General features: G+C 45.0%; 17 protein-coding genes. 7 read left to right on the top strand and 10 right to left on the bottom strand.

Features of this window, described 5'->3' with window-relative positions; translation table 11 throughout:
- Nucleotides 1-84: 84 nt before the first annotated feature.
- Nucleotides 85-990: a bifunctional helix-turn-helix transcriptional regulator/GNAT family N-acetyltransferase gene (locus tag KIV41_RS20665; RefSeq protein ID WP_285337595.1), complete on the top strand. Its 906-nt coding sequence runs from the start codon at nucleotides 85-87 to the stop codon at nucleotides 988-990.
- A 16-nt stretch (nucleotides 991-1,006) separates the two neighbouring features.
- Here the strand turns inward: KIV41_RS20665 and KIV41_RS20660 are convergent, their stop codons facing one another.
- Together KIV41_RS20660 and rraB are read right to left on the bottom strand one after the other, a co-directional pair.
- Nucleotides 1,007-1,807: a hypothetical protein gene (locus KIV41_RS20660; protein WP_005448814.1), complete on the bottom strand. Its 801-nt coding sequence runs from the start codon at nucleotides 1,805-1,807 to the stop codon at nucleotides 1,007-1,009.
- 150 nt (nucleotides 1,808-1,957) lie between these two features.
- Entirely contained in the window at nucleotides 1,958-2,374 is a 417-nt protein-coding gene (rraB, locus tag KIV41_RS20655) for a ribonuclease E inhibitor RraB (protein WP_005432867.1), read from the bottom strand.
- A gap of 584 nt (nucleotides 2,375-2,958) precedes the next feature.
- Here rraB and arcA point away from each other — a divergent pair.
- The 6 genes from arcA (at nucleotide 2,959) to KIV41_RS20625 (ending at nucleotide 7,589) form a co-directional block, all read left to right on the top strand.
- Nucleotides 2,959-4,179, top strand: coding sequence for an arginine deiminase (gene arcA / locus KIV41_RS20650; protein WP_010450398.1), 1,221 nt, complete (start codon nucleotides 2,959-2,961; stop codon nucleotides 4,177-4,179).
- Between the two features lie 157 nt (nucleotides 4,180-4,336).
- Entirely contained in the window at nucleotides 4,337-5,341 is a 1,005-nt protein-coding gene (argF, locus tag KIV41_RS20645; protein WP_285337594.1) for an ornithine carbamoyltransferase, read from the top strand.
- A gap of 99 nt (nucleotides 5,342-5,440) precedes the next feature.
- Nucleotides 5,441-5,536, top strand: coding sequence for a hypothetical protein (locus KIV41_RS20640; protein ID WP_010450401.1), 96 nt, complete (start codon nucleotides 5,441-5,443; stop codon nucleotides 5,534-5,536).
- A 90-nt stretch (nucleotides 5,537-5,626) separates the two neighbouring features.
- On the top strand, nucleotides 5,627-6,556 hold the full coding sequence (gene pyrB, locus KIV41_RS20635; protein WP_010450403.1) for an aspartate carbamoyltransferase: 930 nt from the start codon (nucleotides 5,627-5,629) through the stop codon (nucleotides 6,554-6,556).
- A gap of 16 nt (nucleotides 6,557-6,572) precedes the next feature.
- A complete protein-coding gene (gene pyrI / locus KIV41_RS20630) occupies nucleotides 6,573-7,034 on the top strand; it encodes an aspartate carbamoyltransferase regulatory subunit (RefSeq protein WP_010450405.1) in 462 nt (153 codons plus the stop codon).
- A 165-nt stretch (nucleotides 7,035-7,199) separates the two neighbouring features.
- Nucleotides 7,200-7,589: a RidA family protein gene (locus tag KIV41_RS20625; protein WP_005432832.1), complete on the top strand. Its 390-nt coding sequence runs from the start codon at nucleotides 7,200-7,202 to the stop codon at nucleotides 7,587-7,589.
- Between the two features lie 85 nt (nucleotides 7,590-7,674).
- Here the strand turns inward: KIV41_RS20625 and KIV41_RS20620 are convergent, their stop codons facing one another.
- The 8 genes from KIV41_RS20620 to mlaF form a co-directional block, all read right to left on the bottom strand.
- Nucleotides 7,675-8,400 (bottom strand): 1-acylglycerol-3-phosphate O-acyltransferase, encoded by a 726-nt coding sequence (locus KIV41_RS20620; protein ID WP_038884575.1) that lies wholly within the window; start codon nucleotides 8,398-8,400, stop codon nucleotides 7,675-7,677.
- A 147-nt stretch (nucleotides 8,401-8,547) separates the two neighbouring features.
- Nucleotides 8,548-9,813: a UDP-N-acetylglucosamine 1-carboxyvinyltransferase gene (murA, locus tag KIV41_RS20615; RefSeq protein ID WP_010450411.1), complete on the bottom strand. Its 1,266-nt coding sequence runs from the start codon at nucleotides 9,811-9,813 to the stop codon at nucleotides 8,548-8,550.
- Nucleotides 9,814-9,821: 8 nt separating this feature from the next.
- Nucleotides 9,822-10,076: a BolA family iron metabolism protein IbaG gene (gene ibaG / locus KIV41_RS20610; protein WP_010450413.1), complete on the bottom strand. Its 255-nt coding sequence runs from the start codon at nucleotides 10,074-10,076 to the stop codon at nucleotides 9,822-9,824.
- Between the two features lie 3 nt (nucleotides 10,077-10,079).
- Nucleotides 10,080-10,388, bottom strand: coding sequence for a lipid asymmetry maintenance protein MlaB (locus KIV41_RS20605; protein ID WP_010450415.1), 309 nt, complete (start codon nucleotides 10,386-10,388; stop codon nucleotides 10,080-10,082).
- Nucleotides 10,388-11,026, bottom strand: coding sequence for a phospholipid-binding protein MlaC (mlaC, locus tag KIV41_RS20600; RefSeq protein ID WP_010450418.1), 639 nt, complete (start codon nucleotides 11,024-11,026; stop codon nucleotides 10,388-10,390). The genes KIV41_RS20605 and mlaC overlap by 1 nt, the downstream gene beginning before the upstream one ends.
- A 3-nt stretch (nucleotides 11,027-11,029) precedes the next feature.
- Complete coding sequence (gene mlaD / locus KIV41_RS20595) at nucleotides 11,030-11,518, bottom strand: outer membrane lipid asymmetry maintenance protein MlaD (protein ID WP_010450419.1); 489 nt, start codon at nucleotides 11,516-11,518, stop codon at nucleotides 11,030-11,032.
- 2 nt (nucleotides 11,519-11,520) lie between these two features.
- Nucleotides 11,521-12,312: a lipid asymmetry maintenance ABC transporter permease subunit MlaE gene (gene mlaE, locus KIV41_RS20590; protein WP_285337593.1), complete on the bottom strand. Its 792-nt coding sequence runs from the start codon at nucleotides 12,310-12,312 to the stop codon at nucleotides 11,521-11,523.
- The gene (gene mlaF / locus KIV41_RS20585) at nucleotides 12,302-13,105 is read right to left on the bottom strand and encodes a phospholipid ABC transporter ATP-binding protein MlaF (RefSeq protein WP_252041203.1); all 804 of its coding nucleotides are present in this window, start codon (nucleotides 13,103-13,105) and stop codon (nucleotides 12,302-12,304) included. The genes mlaE and mlaF overlap by 11 nt, the downstream gene beginning before the upstream one ends.
- Nucleotides 13,106-13,212 lie beyond the last annotated feature (107 nt).

Here is a 13,212-nt window from a genome sequence, read left to right as displayed (position 1 = left end):
AAAATGACATTTACCATTGACAAAGTTGCGCACCGCAATTAATTTGATTGCGGTGCGCAACTTTGTTTTTAGAGGTAAGTGATAATGCATGCTCGTCAACTCCGACACTATTCCCGCCAAGCCGTCCGATTGCTTGGTCTGCTCGATAAACAATGCGGCGATGTCGCACTCACTCCAGTGCAAGCGCACGCATTGGGTGAAATCCAATTGCAGCCGTTGACCATCAATCAATTGGCACAGCAGCTTAATGTCGACAAGTCCAATGCGAGCCGAACCGTTACCGGGCTGATCAAATTAGGTCTGGTTGAGAGTATCGAAAACCCAAAAGACAAACGCAGCCAACTCGCAGGGCTTACAGAGCAAGGGCAACAGGCGTTATCGCAACTAGACCAACAACAAAACCGCTTCTTTGAACAACTGCTTACCCAACTCGGTGACATTGAACAAGAGCAACTCAAACTTGGTTTAGAGACTTACCTAAAAGGGCTAACAAAAGTGTGTCAGGCAGAGGAATACGTTCTTCGACCTCTTACCAAAGCAGATAACTCACGAGTTGCAGACGTGATTCGTAAAGTCTCTGCAGAATATGGTTTAACCGCAGACAAAGGTTATGGTGTGGCAGATCCAACGCTTGATGACATGTACTCGGTTTACGACCAGCAAGGCGCAGCCTACTGGGTAGTCGAATACCAAGGCGAGATTGTGGGTGGCGGCGGCTTTGCACCTTTAGCTGGTGAGCCAAATGTGTGTGAGCTACAAAAGATGTACTTCTTGCCTCAAACACGAGGGCACGGCTTAGCTAAACGCATCGTCGCATTGAGCTTACAGCTAGCGAAACAGTTTGGGTATCAGCAGTGCTATTTAGAAACGACAGAATGTCTAAGAGAAGCGGTAGGCTTGTATGAAAAGCTAGGCTTTGAGCATCTCGATGCCCCGCTTGGACAAACAGGGCATGATGCATGTGAAGTCGTGATGCTTAAAACGTTATAGAATTTTATCCCCAAACTTAAAGTACAAGATGGGTAACACAGAGCTCTTGGCTAAGCGCCACTGTAAATGCTTGGCGTTGCCCATCCAACTCCACCACGAGTTCGTAGAGATCTTTTGGATCGGGATCATTAAGATCGGCATACTTTGGCGCTTCGATCTGGAATAAAGCACTCGCATGATCCGCTCGGACATCAATAGGAATATGGTAAGTCATGCCATTAAACTTAACCGATGCCGATACTAGACCCGGCGCAAAAGTTTGGTAGTACAAATCCACCTTAAACTCACAACCACCACCGTGGTGCCAAATCTGCTCGGTTGCTACACGGTCTAAACGCACATTGCGAATAAACTGCAGATACGGCTCTTGCCATACCCCCAAGCGCTCATCACTCTTTTGGTATTCATGATCCGCAAGTGAGCACAACTCTGGTTTATCCTCATCCAGCAGAAGATCTTCTTCTTCCTCAAGGAACAGGATCTCAAAACGGTTACGCCCCATCTGCATGAACGGACGAATGTCTTTTTTGTACATGCTTTGTGAACCGTCACAGTCGAACAATGCTACCCCGTTTAAACGCACTTCAGCATGGTAATCCACACCACCCAACACCATTTCTACCGCTGGGAATGCCATCATGGATTCATCTACTTCAATGTCGTGCATCAGATGCCACTCTTGCTGACGAATTGCTTCTTCTGTCAGCTCAGCAGGCAATACCTGACTCAAAGGCGCAGGGAAAGTGATGTCATCCTGTGGGATAGAAAGGTCCGTCAGTGGAGAGACTTGCCATAAACCGGCGAGTGAGAGTTGCATAGTTACCTTGAGCTAGATCAATTTTCACGCATTATAGAGATAATAAGCACACAAACTCAATGAGAATTATTTATCCTCACCAGCGGTTATCATTTTCAAGGCACAAAAAAACCAGCGATAAACGCTGGCTTCTTAATATAAATGAGCTGATTACTCTTCGTCTTCATCATCTTCTTCAGGGTAAAGCGCATCTTCGCCTTCGTAGTAAGTACCCCAACCGTCGTAGATGATGTCGTATTTTTCCGCAAGATGAACCAATTTCTCAACCTGTGCATCAATTGCTTCTGCGTTTAGTGCAGATTCCATTGTTGCATCACAGCAAAGTAGTTTGTTGCCATCTTCATCTTCTGTTTCTTCAGCTTCAAGAACTTCAAAGCCCATCTTAAACGCTTCAACAACCGCTTTCTCTAGTGTGTCAAAGTCTTCAGCAAATAGGTGGTGCTCGATTTCGTATAGTGAATCTGGATCGCTGCCATCTTCTAGCAATGCTGCAATGATATCGCGAGTCTCTTCCTTTTGAATCTCAATTAATTCTTCTACTGATAGATATTCATCTTCGTGAGACATGTTTTGGCTCCAGATTAGTTACTTGATGGAAACACTATACTCTAAACTGAGTACGTTAATGCGGTGAAATATGGCACGGATTGCGATGAAAAGCCACAAACAAACACCAAACTACGGTGATTCTTGATGATAATTTTGACTCGCAAATCGAAACCTCGCTCACAGAAACAAAAATTTAACAAAAACGGGTAATCTTTAATATTCAGAAGATCCTAATTGAGCCTTAAACGAGTAATTTTAGACTTGTTTGCGTGTTTATGATCTTGGAGTGAATACAGTGACAGCTCGGTTACTCTGGCCTAACGAATAAAGAAAAGCTAAAAACTGCATATTTCAGAATGGTTATGCACGTTTTATGCACTATTGATGTACCCTCTCTTCACCAAACTAAAAAGAATAAAAACGCACTTTCTAAAAGCTATGAATGAACTGCAAAATATAGAATCAAAATACACCAAATTAAAATTCACAAAACATAAATCTAAAAAATGATATTTTTACAAAATATAAGCCAACCAAAGGAACTTGCATCTTAGCACCAAGCTTGTCATAACTAATGGCTGGAATATTTGTAAGGATACAAAATGAGCAAGCTGTACGTTGGATCAGAAGTAGGTCAACTTAGACGAGTTCTATTAAATCGCCCAGAGCGTGCCCTCACCCACTTAACACCATCAAACTGCCATGAATTACTATTTGATGACGTATTGGCAGTCGAAGCTGCAGGTGAAGAACACGATGCATTCGCTCGAACTTTAAGTGAGCAAGGTGTTGAGGTGTTACTGCTTCATGATCTACTAGTCGAAACCCTTGCGGTTCCAGAAGCAAAACAATGGTTGTTAAACACTCAGATTTCTGACTTCCGTTACGGTCCGACTTTCGCTCGCGACCTGCGCCAGTACTTCGCAGAGATGGACGATGAACACCTGGCCAGCATTCTTCTTGGCGGATTGGCTTACTCGGAACTGCCAATCAAATCTTCATCGATGCTACCGAAAATGAAGCGTTCTCTAGACTTCGTTATCGAACCTTTACCTAACCACCTATTCACTCGCGATACTTCATGCTGGGTTTACGGTGGTGTATCACTCAACCCAATGATGATGCCTGCACGTCAGCGCGAAACCAACCACCTGCGCGCGATTTACCGTTGGCACCCAACCTTTGCTGGGCAAAACTTCATAAACTACTTTGGCGATGAAGACCAACACTACGACAATGCCAACGTTGAAGGCGGTGATGTTCTGGTTATCGGTAAGGGTGCGGTTCTGATTGGCATGTCTGAGCGTACAACTCCACAGGGTGTAGAAAACCTAGCGGCAAGCCTATTCAAATCCGGTCAGGCGAAAGAAGTCATTGCCATCGACCTACCGAAACACCGTTCATGCATGCACCTTGATACGGTAATGACGCATATGGATGTCGATACTTTCTCGGTATACCCAGAGATCATGCGTAAAGACTTAGACACATGGCGCCTAACACCAAAAGGCAATGGGGAAATGCATGTCGAAGCATCACACAACTATCTGCACGCAATTGAATCGGCACTGGGGTTAGACCAACTGAAGATCATTACCACTGGTGGTGACAGCTATGAAGCTGAGCGTGAGCAATGGAACGATGCCAACAACGTACTAACAGTTAAACCTGGTGTTGTGATTGGTTACGAACGTAACGTCTACACTAACGAAAAGTATGACAAAGCTGGCATTGAAGTCCTGACCATTCCGGGTAACGAGCTTGGTCGCGGTCGTGGTGGTGCACGTTGTATGAGTTGCCCAATCGAACGTGACGATATTTGAGAAATCTCTCTCACCAAATAAAACCAATAAAGACTAAGGTTGATGTGAATGCATCAACCTTTTTTTGCCTTACTTGAAAATAATTATTCACATATATAGCATTTTCATGCTTTAATGCTTTTATTACTTATCAACCAAACGACCTAAAGGACGAGCTATGGCTTTCAATCTACATCATCGCAACTTTTTGAAGCTATTGGATTTCTCCACAAAAGAAATTCTCTTTTTGCTCGAACTGTCTGCTGAGCTAAAAAAAGCTAAATATGCAGGGACAGAGCAGAAGAAACTTCAAGGCAAAAACATTGCACTAATCTTTGAGAAATCTTCTACTCGTACCCGATGTGCGTTTGAAGTCGCGGCCTTTGATCAAGGCGCTCAAGTCTCTTACATCGGCCCTTCTGGCTCGCAGATCGGTCATAAGGAATCAATGAAAGACACGGCTCGAGTTCTTGGTCGCATGTATGATGGCATCGAATACCGCGGATTTGGTCAGTCTATTGTGGAAGAGCTAGGGGCTTACGCAGGTGTTCCGGTATGGAATGGCTTGACTGATGAGTTTCACCCTACACAAATACTGGCGGATTTCCTCACCATGCAAGAACACGGACGTGGTAAACAACTGCATGAGATGACCTTTGCCTATCTGGGTGATGCACGTAACAACATGGGTAACTCTCTCATGGTCGGAGCCGCCAAAGTCGGCATGGACATTCGTCTCGTGGCGCCAAAAGCATTCTGGCCAGAAGAAGAATTAGTCGCGACTTGCCAAGCGATTGCTCAACAAACCGGTGCGAAAATCACTTTAACTGAAAGTGTCGAAGAAGGCGTAAAAGGTTGCGACTTTCTCTACACCGATGTTTGGGTTTCCATGGGCGAGTCCGCCAATGCTTGGGACGAGCGTGTTGCACTCATGACGCCATACCAAATTAACATGGACGTGATTAAGCAAACAGGCAATCCTCACGTGAAATTCATGCACTGCCTACCAGCTTTCCACAACGACGAAACAACGGTGGGCAAAGAGGTGGCAGAAAAATACGGCATGAATGGTTTAGAGGTAACAGAAGAAGTATTTGAGTCAGAATACTCAGTCGTGTTTGATGAAGCTGAGAACCGAATGCATACCATTAAAGCCGTGATGGTAGCAACACTAGGTAGCTAAAGCAAAGCATTAGAAATGGTAACAAAAACCATGATGTAATCGCTTGCGCTCACGAAAGTTAAGCGTATAATGCTCGGCAATTTGTCTGAGGATTACGAAATGACCAAGCTGATTGCTGACGTAAAAACGCGATTTGCTCTAGCTAAGCGACTACGCTTACGTGCGGTTATTTTTGTTAATTCTATTGAATTTTAAAACCTCCCCATTTGGGGAGGTTTTTTTATGTCCAAAATTCAATCGTGGTGAATTTTGGAGATAGTCACTACTGTTATAGGGAAGAAGATCATGGCGAACTCGCTTTACCAGAAGCACATCATCTCTATTCCAGAGCTTTCACGTGAAGAACTGGAACTGATTGTTGAAACTGCAGGTCAACTAAAAAAAGAACCTCGTCCAGAACTGATTAAAAACAAGGTCGTAGCTAGCTGTTTCTTTGAACCATCCACACGTACTCGCTTGTCATTCGAGACTGCGATTCAACGTATCGGTGGCGATGTGATTGGTTTTGACAATGATGGAAACACCTCCCTGGCAAAAAAAGGCGAGACACTGTCTGACTCGGTACAAGTTATCTCCTCTTACGTTGATGCATTCGTGATGCGCCACCCTCAGGAAGGCGCGGCTCGCCTTGCATCTGAGTTCTCTAACGGTGTACCAGTCATCAACGCAGGTGACGGCGCAAACCAACACCCTACGCAAACCCTACTCGATCTATACACAATCGCCGAAACGCAAGGCCGCCTGGATAACCTTAACGTCGCGTTTGTTGGTGACCTAAAGTACGGTCGCACTGTGCACTCTTTGACGCAAGCACTGGCAAAGTTCAACAACATTCGTTTCTTCTTCGTCGCACCAGACGCACTGGCAATGCCAGATTACATCTGTGAGGAGCTTGACGAAGCAGGCATTCAATACAGCCTGCACACTGATATGGAAAGTGTCGTCCCTGAGCTAGATATTCTTTACATGACGCGCGTACAAAAAGAGCGTTTTGACGAGTCTGAATACGCACATATCAAGTCCGCTTATATCCTAACAGCAGCACTATTAGAAGGTGCGCGTGACAACCTAAAAGTACTCCACCCACTACCTCGCGTGGATGAAATCACCACGGATGTGGATGCAACTCCACACGCGTACTACTTCCAACAAGCACAGAACGGTGTATACGCTCGTCAAGCGTTGTTGGCATTGGTTCTTAACGAAACACTGTAATCGAGGGAGAAAAGACATGACTAAAGAAACTCAATTGCAGGTAGAGGCAATCAAAAACGGCACGGTAATCGACCATATTCCTGCGCAAATTGGTATCAAAGTGCTGAAACTGTTCGACATGCATAATTCTTCTCAGCGCGTAACTATCGGTCTGAACTTGCCTTCTTCAGCTCTGGGTCACAAAGACCTACTAAAGATTGAAAACGTGTTTATCAATGAAGAGCAGGCAAGCAAGCTTGCACTTTACGCACCACATGCAACCGTAAACCAAATCGAAAACTACGAAGTAGTTAAGAAGCTTGCACTAGAACTGCCTGAGCGAATTAACAACGTGTTTGAGTGTCCGAACAGCAACTGTATTACACACAACGAGCCTGTAGCGAGCAGCTTCCAAGTGTTCGAGAAGAAGGAAGAAATCCGTCTAAAGTGTAAATACTGTGAGAAAGTATTCGCACGTGAGATCGTCACTGAGCGTTAATTTCTCGCTTCGATTCTTGCTAACGATAAATTGACCAATACCCCGCTCATGCGGGGTATTTTGCTCTTTACGTGCTTCATGTTTAAAGGCACACTGCTTATTCTTAAGAACACTCAAAATGCTTGAGTAAACTCTTTATTCCCCTAAACAGATGGAACAATTCAAATGACGAAAGTACTTCACACTGAGTCTGCACCAGCAGCAATCGGTCCTTACGTTCAAGGCGTAGATCTAGGCAACATGGTTCTTACTTCTGGCCAAATCCCGGTAAACCCAGCGACAGGTGAAGTGTCTGCCGACATCGCAGAGCAAGCTCGTCAATCTCTAGAAAACGTAAAAGCTGTAGTTGAAGCATCAGGCCTTAAAGTAACAGACATCGTTAAAATGACAGTATTCGTGAAAGACCTAAACGACTTCGGTACAGTAAATGAAGTTTACGGTAAATTCTTCGATGAACACGAAGTAGCAAACTACCCTGCACGTTCTTGTGTAGAAGTCGCTCGTCTGCCTAAAGATGTTGGCATCGAGATTGAAGCAATCGCAGTTCGCAAATAATTGCACTTGCTAACAAGCATAAAAAAACGGGTAGCTCAGGCTACCCGTTTTCTATTGTCTTTTTGCTGCTGTATCGCAGTCAGGCTTAAGCTGCGTTGCGCTGTTTCACTTCTTCATCCAACGCTTCTAGTTTCTCTTTCATTTGCTCACGACAGCTGTTCGCCAGCTCACGGACACTCTCTTTACCGTAGCCCTCAGAGCTTACTGGCGGCAGCATCTCAATGATTACATGTCCGTTGTTCCAACGATTTAATTTAATATGATCAGTCGAACTGCATACGATTGGAATGATTGGCACCTCTGCACCAATAGCCGCATGAAACGCACCAGTCTTAAATGGCAGCAAACCACGGCCACGAGAGCGAGTACCTTCTGGGAACATCCATATTGAAACATCACTGTTCTTGATGCTATCCACAACTTGGTCAATGGTACCTTTCGCTTTAGAACGATTCGCACGGTCGATCAGAATATTGCCAGTTAGCCAGTAAAGCTGACCAAATAGAGGCATCCACGCCAAACTCTTTTTACCTACGGTAACCACTTTTGGTGTAACCGCCGAAGACACGGTGAACAGGTCCCAGTTGTTTTGGTGGTTTGCAATATAAACATGCTGACCACGCGAATACGCATCTTCTGGAATTCGTAGCTCAAGCTTGATACCAAATACACGCGACATCTTGCCGAATAGACGGCCGAAGGTGAAAACATGCTTAGGGTTTCTAGGGCTTAGTAGGCAGTAACCACAACCACCAATAAACATCACAATTGCGAAAATTGCGACAGCAAATACACGTAACAGTGCAATCATTGTTGTTCTCCAAGAACCAGCTTTACGCCAGCTACAGCTATTATTGTCTCTTTTGACATAGTCATGAACTATGCAAGAAAGCGCGATACAAAAAAGCCGAAACCAACGTTTCGGCTCTCTTCATATCCAAGTCACCTGCACCGCAGTTTAACTTGCCTCGCTCACTCGCTCAATATTTGCGCCAAGTGCAGCCAGTTTATTTTCGATTTTGTCGTAACCGCGGTCAATGTGGTAAATACGATCAACGATGGTTTCACCTTTCGCAATACAACCCGCAATGACCAAACTTGCCGAAGCTCGTAGGTCAGTTGCCATTACTTGTGCACCACTTAGTGAATCTACATCGCCACAGATAACCGTGTTGCCTTCAATTTCCGCTTTCGCGCCCATACGCATCAGTTCAGGTACGTGCATGAAACGGTTTTCAAAGATCGTTTCTGTGATTACGCCGCCGCCTTTCGCCATCATGTTCAATAGTGTGAATTGCGCCTGCATGTCAGTAGGGAAACCTGGGTGCGGAGCCGTGCGGATGCTTACCGCTTTCAGCTCACGGTCAGTCATATCAACAGAAATCCAGTCATCGCCAGTTTCTACCAATGCGCCTGCTTCTTCTAGCTTAGCCAGTACCGCTTCTAGAAGGTGTGCATTGGTATTACGACATACCACTTTGCCGCCAGAAACCGCTGCCGCTACTAGGAAAGTACCGGTTTCGATACGGTCAGCAACGACGTTGTGCTTACCACCACCTAGACGCTCAACACCCTCGATAGTGATGGTATCAGTACCTGCACCAGAGATTTTCGCACCTAGCGTGTTTAGGAAGTCCGCTGTATCAACGATTTCAGGTTCACGCGCTGCGTTGTCTAGCGTTGTTGTGCCCTCAGCAAGTGCTGCTGCACACATGATAGTGATGGTTGCACCAACACTTACTTTGTCCATCACGATGTGTGCACCTTTTAGGCGACCATCTACTTCCGCTTTAACGTAACCATCTTCTAGTGTGATGGTTGCACCAAGCTGCTCTAGACCTGTGATATGTAGATCAACAGGACGAGCACCAATCGCACAACCGCCAGGTAGAGAAACTTGACCTTTACCAAAACGAGCCACTAATGGGCCAAGTGCCCAAATTGATGCTCGCATGGTTTTCACCAAGTCGTAAGGCGCACAGTACTCATTAATACTGCTTGGATCGACATGAACAGAACCATTGCGGCTGACTTTAGCGCCCAAGCGCTTTAGCAGTTCCATGGTTGTGTCGATATCACGAAGGTGTGGTACGTTTGCTACTTCTACTGGCTCTTCAGCCAAAATTGACGCAAATAAAATCGGCAGTGCTGCGTTTTTTGCACCTGAAATGGTCACTTCACCAACCAACGGCTGATCTGACCCAATAACTCGAAACTTTTCCATTATAAACCTTATAGCGACATTAGCTTTTTATCACGAGCCCACTCATCTGGAGTGAACGCTTTAATCGATAGTGCGTGAATGTCGTTACGCTGAATGTAATCCATCAGAGGACCGTAAATTAACTGCTGCTTCTTAACGCGGCTCATTCCATCGAAACAAGCATCAACAGCAACCACCTCATAATGGCTACCTTCACCTTTTACATGCACTTCTTGAAGGTTTAGTGCTTCTTCTAATAGCTGTTGTACTTTTGCGCTATCCACAATTTACCCCTGATAATTCTGTATGTGTTTTGCCACTAAGGATTCAACATTACTAAGTTGAAACAAAGTGCGCAGTTGCGCTGGCACGAAACTCAGCATTATATGACAGTTTTGCTTTTTTGCATGCTCTAATAAGTGGATTAACATCACCATTCCTGCAGAGTCAACACGCTCAATATCCAATAAAGAGCACTCTAATTCGGTTTGTGATGGTTGCCACTTCTGTGCCTCAACCCAAAGAGCCGGAACGGTTTCACGATCCAGCGCTCCTGTAAGTTTAAGAATACCAGCCTGTAAATGCCACTGTTCCATTACTTTTCCGCCTCAAAGCGAATCGGTTGTTCCGCCAGCTTTTCTAGATCTTTTGCTACCGCAAGAATACCATCTTGACGGATTTTCGTGTTCCATTCAGATTGTTTGCTCGACAGTAAGCTAATACCTTCAGCAACCATATCAAATGCCAACCACTCGCCTGTTTTCTTGTCTTTGCGCAATTTGAATTCAAGCCTAATGTTAGGACGCGGAGCATCAATAATATCTACCTTAATGCTCGTAATACGTTTAGATGAATCCAATTTTGGTTCTGGGCCAAAAGCGATTTGTTGATCAGAATATTGCGTTAATACTTGCGCATAAGATGTCACTAAGTAAGCCCGAAATGCTTTGATAAACTCCCCTACATCTTCACGCTTTGCCCCTTTTAAGTTAGGTCCAAGCAATTTCAATGCAGCGTAGCGATCGTTAACGTAAGGCATCAGCTCTTCTTCAACGATGGTTTTTAACAAATTAGGGTCTTGTTTGATCTTCGGCTGTTCAGCCTTGAGGCGGTCAAACGTCACTTCCGCAACTTGCTTCATCATTTGGTATGGCTGTGTTTTATCGACTTCATCAGCAACAACACCAAATGCTGCGAACGTTGCTAAAAAAGAAAGTAATAATCTAGAAAACATGGGTTATTCCTTACTCGTATCGCCTGAGCCACCAATGCTATATAGAACCTGCCCGATTAGGTCTTCCAAGACCAATGCTGACTTGGTGTCTTCGATGGTATCGCCATCTACAAGCATTTCTTCATCGTCAAAAACAAAACCAGGCACTAAGCCTATGTACTGTTCACCAATCAATCCCGATGTCAATATTTGCACACTCGAGGTTTCTGGGAACTGGTTGTATTGACTGTTAATCGACAAGCTCACTACTGGCAGTAGATTATCCGCATTTAGCGTAATATCACTCACTCGACCGATAACCACACCACCAACCTTCACAGGTGAGCGAACTTTTAAACTACCAATATTATCGAACTCGGCTTTCAAGGTGTAAGTATTGCCAGAGCCAATGCTTTTTACGTCAGCAACCTGAAAAATCATCACAAGAATCGCGCAAATTCCCGCTAATACAAAGCTGCCAACCCATAATTCTGTTTTACGTGTTTGTTGCATGATTAATTCCCAAACATCAATGCGGTCAGTACGAAGTCTAAGCCCAGTACTGCTAAAGAAGAATGCACTACAGTGCGCGTCGTTGCTCGGCTGATCCCTTCAGACGTCGGAATAGCGTCATAGCCATTAAACAAAGCAATCCAAGTAACGGTAATAGCAAACACGATACACTTGATCATGCTGTTACCGATGTCTTGACCTAATTCGACCGAAGACTGCATTGCAGCCCAGAAACTACCATGATCTACGCCTTTCCAATCGACGCCAACAAGCTGAGCGCCCCAAATCCCCACAGCCATAAAGATCATAGCAAGTAGAGGCATTGAGATCGCCCCCGCCCAAAAGCGTGGCGCTATCACTCGTTTCAGCGGGTCAACCGCCATCATTTCCAAGCTAGACAACTGCTCAGTAGCTTTCATCAGACCGATTTCTGCCGTTAATGCTGAACCAGCACGACCTGAAAACAACAGCGCAGTTACTACGGGCCCAAGTTCACGTAGCAATGACAAGGCCACCATTTGACCAAGGCTGCCCTCTGCACCGTAATCCACCAACACCACGTAGCCTTGCAAGCTAAGCACCATGCCGATGAACAAACCAGATACCACGATGATAGCCAACGATTGAACGCCTACGGAATAAAGCTGCTTGACCAGCAAAGGCAAATTTTTAATTGGCTGAGGTCGAGTCAATAATGCACCAACAAGCATCAAGGTTGCACGACCGAATGCTTCGCAGATGGCTAATGTGCGTCTTCCTAAAGAAGCGACAAATTGAATAAAGCTATCGACCATCAAATAAATCCTTTTCGATACTTTGAGCTGGGAAGCGGAATGGTACTGGCCCATCCGCTTCGCCTTGTAAAAACTGCTGCACGCGAGGGTCAGGATTGTCTCTCAACTCTTGTGGTGTGCCAAACGCAATCACTTTGCCATCGGCCATCAAGTAAACCCAATCGGCAATGCTCATCACTTCGGGCACATCATGAGAAACGATAATGGAGGTCACACCTAACGCTCGATTCAAATTACTGATCAGCTCAACAAGCACACCCATGGTTATTGGATCCTGACCAACAAAAGGTTCGTCGTACATGATAAGGTCAGGGTCGAGCGCTATCGCGCGGGCTAATGCAGCACGGCGAGCCATACCACCAGAGAGCTCGCTTGGTTTTAACTCCGCAGCCCCTCGTAACCCTACAGCTTCAAGCTTTAGCAGCACCATGGTTCGGATTAATTCTTCGGGGAGATCTGTATGTTCACGCAAAGGAAACGCGACATTATCGAAAACGTTCAAATCAGTAAACAGAGCGCCTGATTGGAACAACATACTCATCTTTTTACGAGCATGGTATAAGTGCTTTCGAGATAATCTAGGGATGTTGTCACCGTCAAACCAAATCTCTCCCTGCTCTGGATATAATTGGCCACCAATTAAGCGCAATAGAGTCGTTTTACCTATTCCAGATGGCCCCATAATTGCGGTAATTTTCCCTCTCGGGATATGTAACTCAATGCCATCGAAAATCTTACGTTCTCCTCGCGAGAAAGTAAGATTGTTCACTGTAACTAAATCATCGTTTGGCATAGCATTTTTCTCTTACTCATAGGTAAAGACAATCAGTAAAGTATACCCATTGCTCCAATAGCTACTCATTTCAGCCAACTGACTTGGCAATAAAAATCATTTGAGTA

This window comes from Vibrio sp. D401a (assembly GCF_030248515.1).
In the GTDB taxonomy this organism is placed as follows: Bacteria; Pseudomonadota; Gammaproteobacteria; order Enterobacterales; family Vibrionaceae; genus Vibrio; species Vibrio rotiferianus.
The sequence above is the reverse complement of the archived record's forward strand: the minus strand, read 5'-3'. Positions and strand labels throughout refer to the sequence as shown.

Bases quoted from the DNA above. Each gene is read 5' to 3' on its own strand.
- KIV41_RS20660 (WP_005448814.1), bottom strand. From the start codon at position 1,807: ATGCAACTCTCACTCGCCGGTTTATGGCAAGTCTCTCCACTGACGGAC.
- murA (WP_010450411.1), bottom strand. From the start codon at position 9,813: ATGGAAAAGTTTCGAGTTATTGGGTCAGATCAGCCGTTGGTTGGTGAA.
- KIV41_RS20625 (WP_005432832.1), top strand. From the start codon at position 7,200: ATGACGAAAGTACTTCACACTGAGTCTGCACCAGCAGCAATCGGTCCT.
- pyrI (WP_010450405.1), top strand. From the start codon at position 6,573: ATGACTAAAGAAACTCAATTGCAGGTAGAGGCAATCAAAAACGGCACG.
- mlaC (WP_010450418.1), bottom strand. From the start codon at position 11,026: ATGTTTTCTAGATTATTACTTTCTTTTTTAGCAACGTTCGCAGCATTT.
- mlaD (WP_010450419.1), bottom strand. From the start codon at position 11,518: ATGCAACAAACACGTAAAACAGAATTATGGGTTGGCAGCTTTGTATTA.
- mlaF (WP_252041203.1), bottom strand. From the start codon at position 13,105: ATGCCAAACGATGATTTAGTTACAGTGAACAATCTTACTTTCTCGCGA.
- KIV41_RS20620 (WP_038884575.1), bottom strand. From the start codon at position 8,400: ATGATTGCACTGTTACGTGTATTTGCTGTCGCAATTTTCGCAATTGTG.
- KIV41_RS20665 (WP_285337595.1), top strand. From the start codon at position 85: ATGCATGCTCGTCAACTCCGACACTATTCCCGCCAAGCCGTCCGATTG.
- KIV41_RS20605 (WP_010450415.1), bottom strand. From the start codon at position 10,388: ATGGAACAGTGGCATTTACAGGCTGGTATTCTTAAACTTACAGGAGCG.
- arcA (WP_010450398.1), top strand. From the start codon at position 2,959: ATGAGCAAGCTGTACGTTGGATCAGAAGTAGGTCAACTTAGACGAGTT.
- pyrB (WP_010450403.1), top strand. From the start codon at position 5,627: ATGGCGAACTCGCTTTACCAGAAGCACATCATCTCTATTCCAGAGCTT.
- rraB (WP_005432867.1), bottom strand. From the start codon at position 2,374: ATGTCTCACGAAGATGAATATCTATCAGTAGAAGAATTAATTGAGATT.
- mlaE (WP_285337593.1), bottom strand. From the start codon at position 12,312: ATGGTCGATAGCTTTATTCAATTTGTCGCTTCTTTAGGAAGACGCACA.
- KIV41_RS20640 (WP_010450401.1), top strand. From the start codon at position 5,441: ATGACCAAGCTGATTGCTGACGTAAAAACGCGATTTGCTCTAGCTAAG.
- argF (WP_285337594.1), top strand. From the start codon at position 4,337: ATGGCTTTCAATCTACATCATCGCAACTTTTTGAAGCTATTGGATTTC.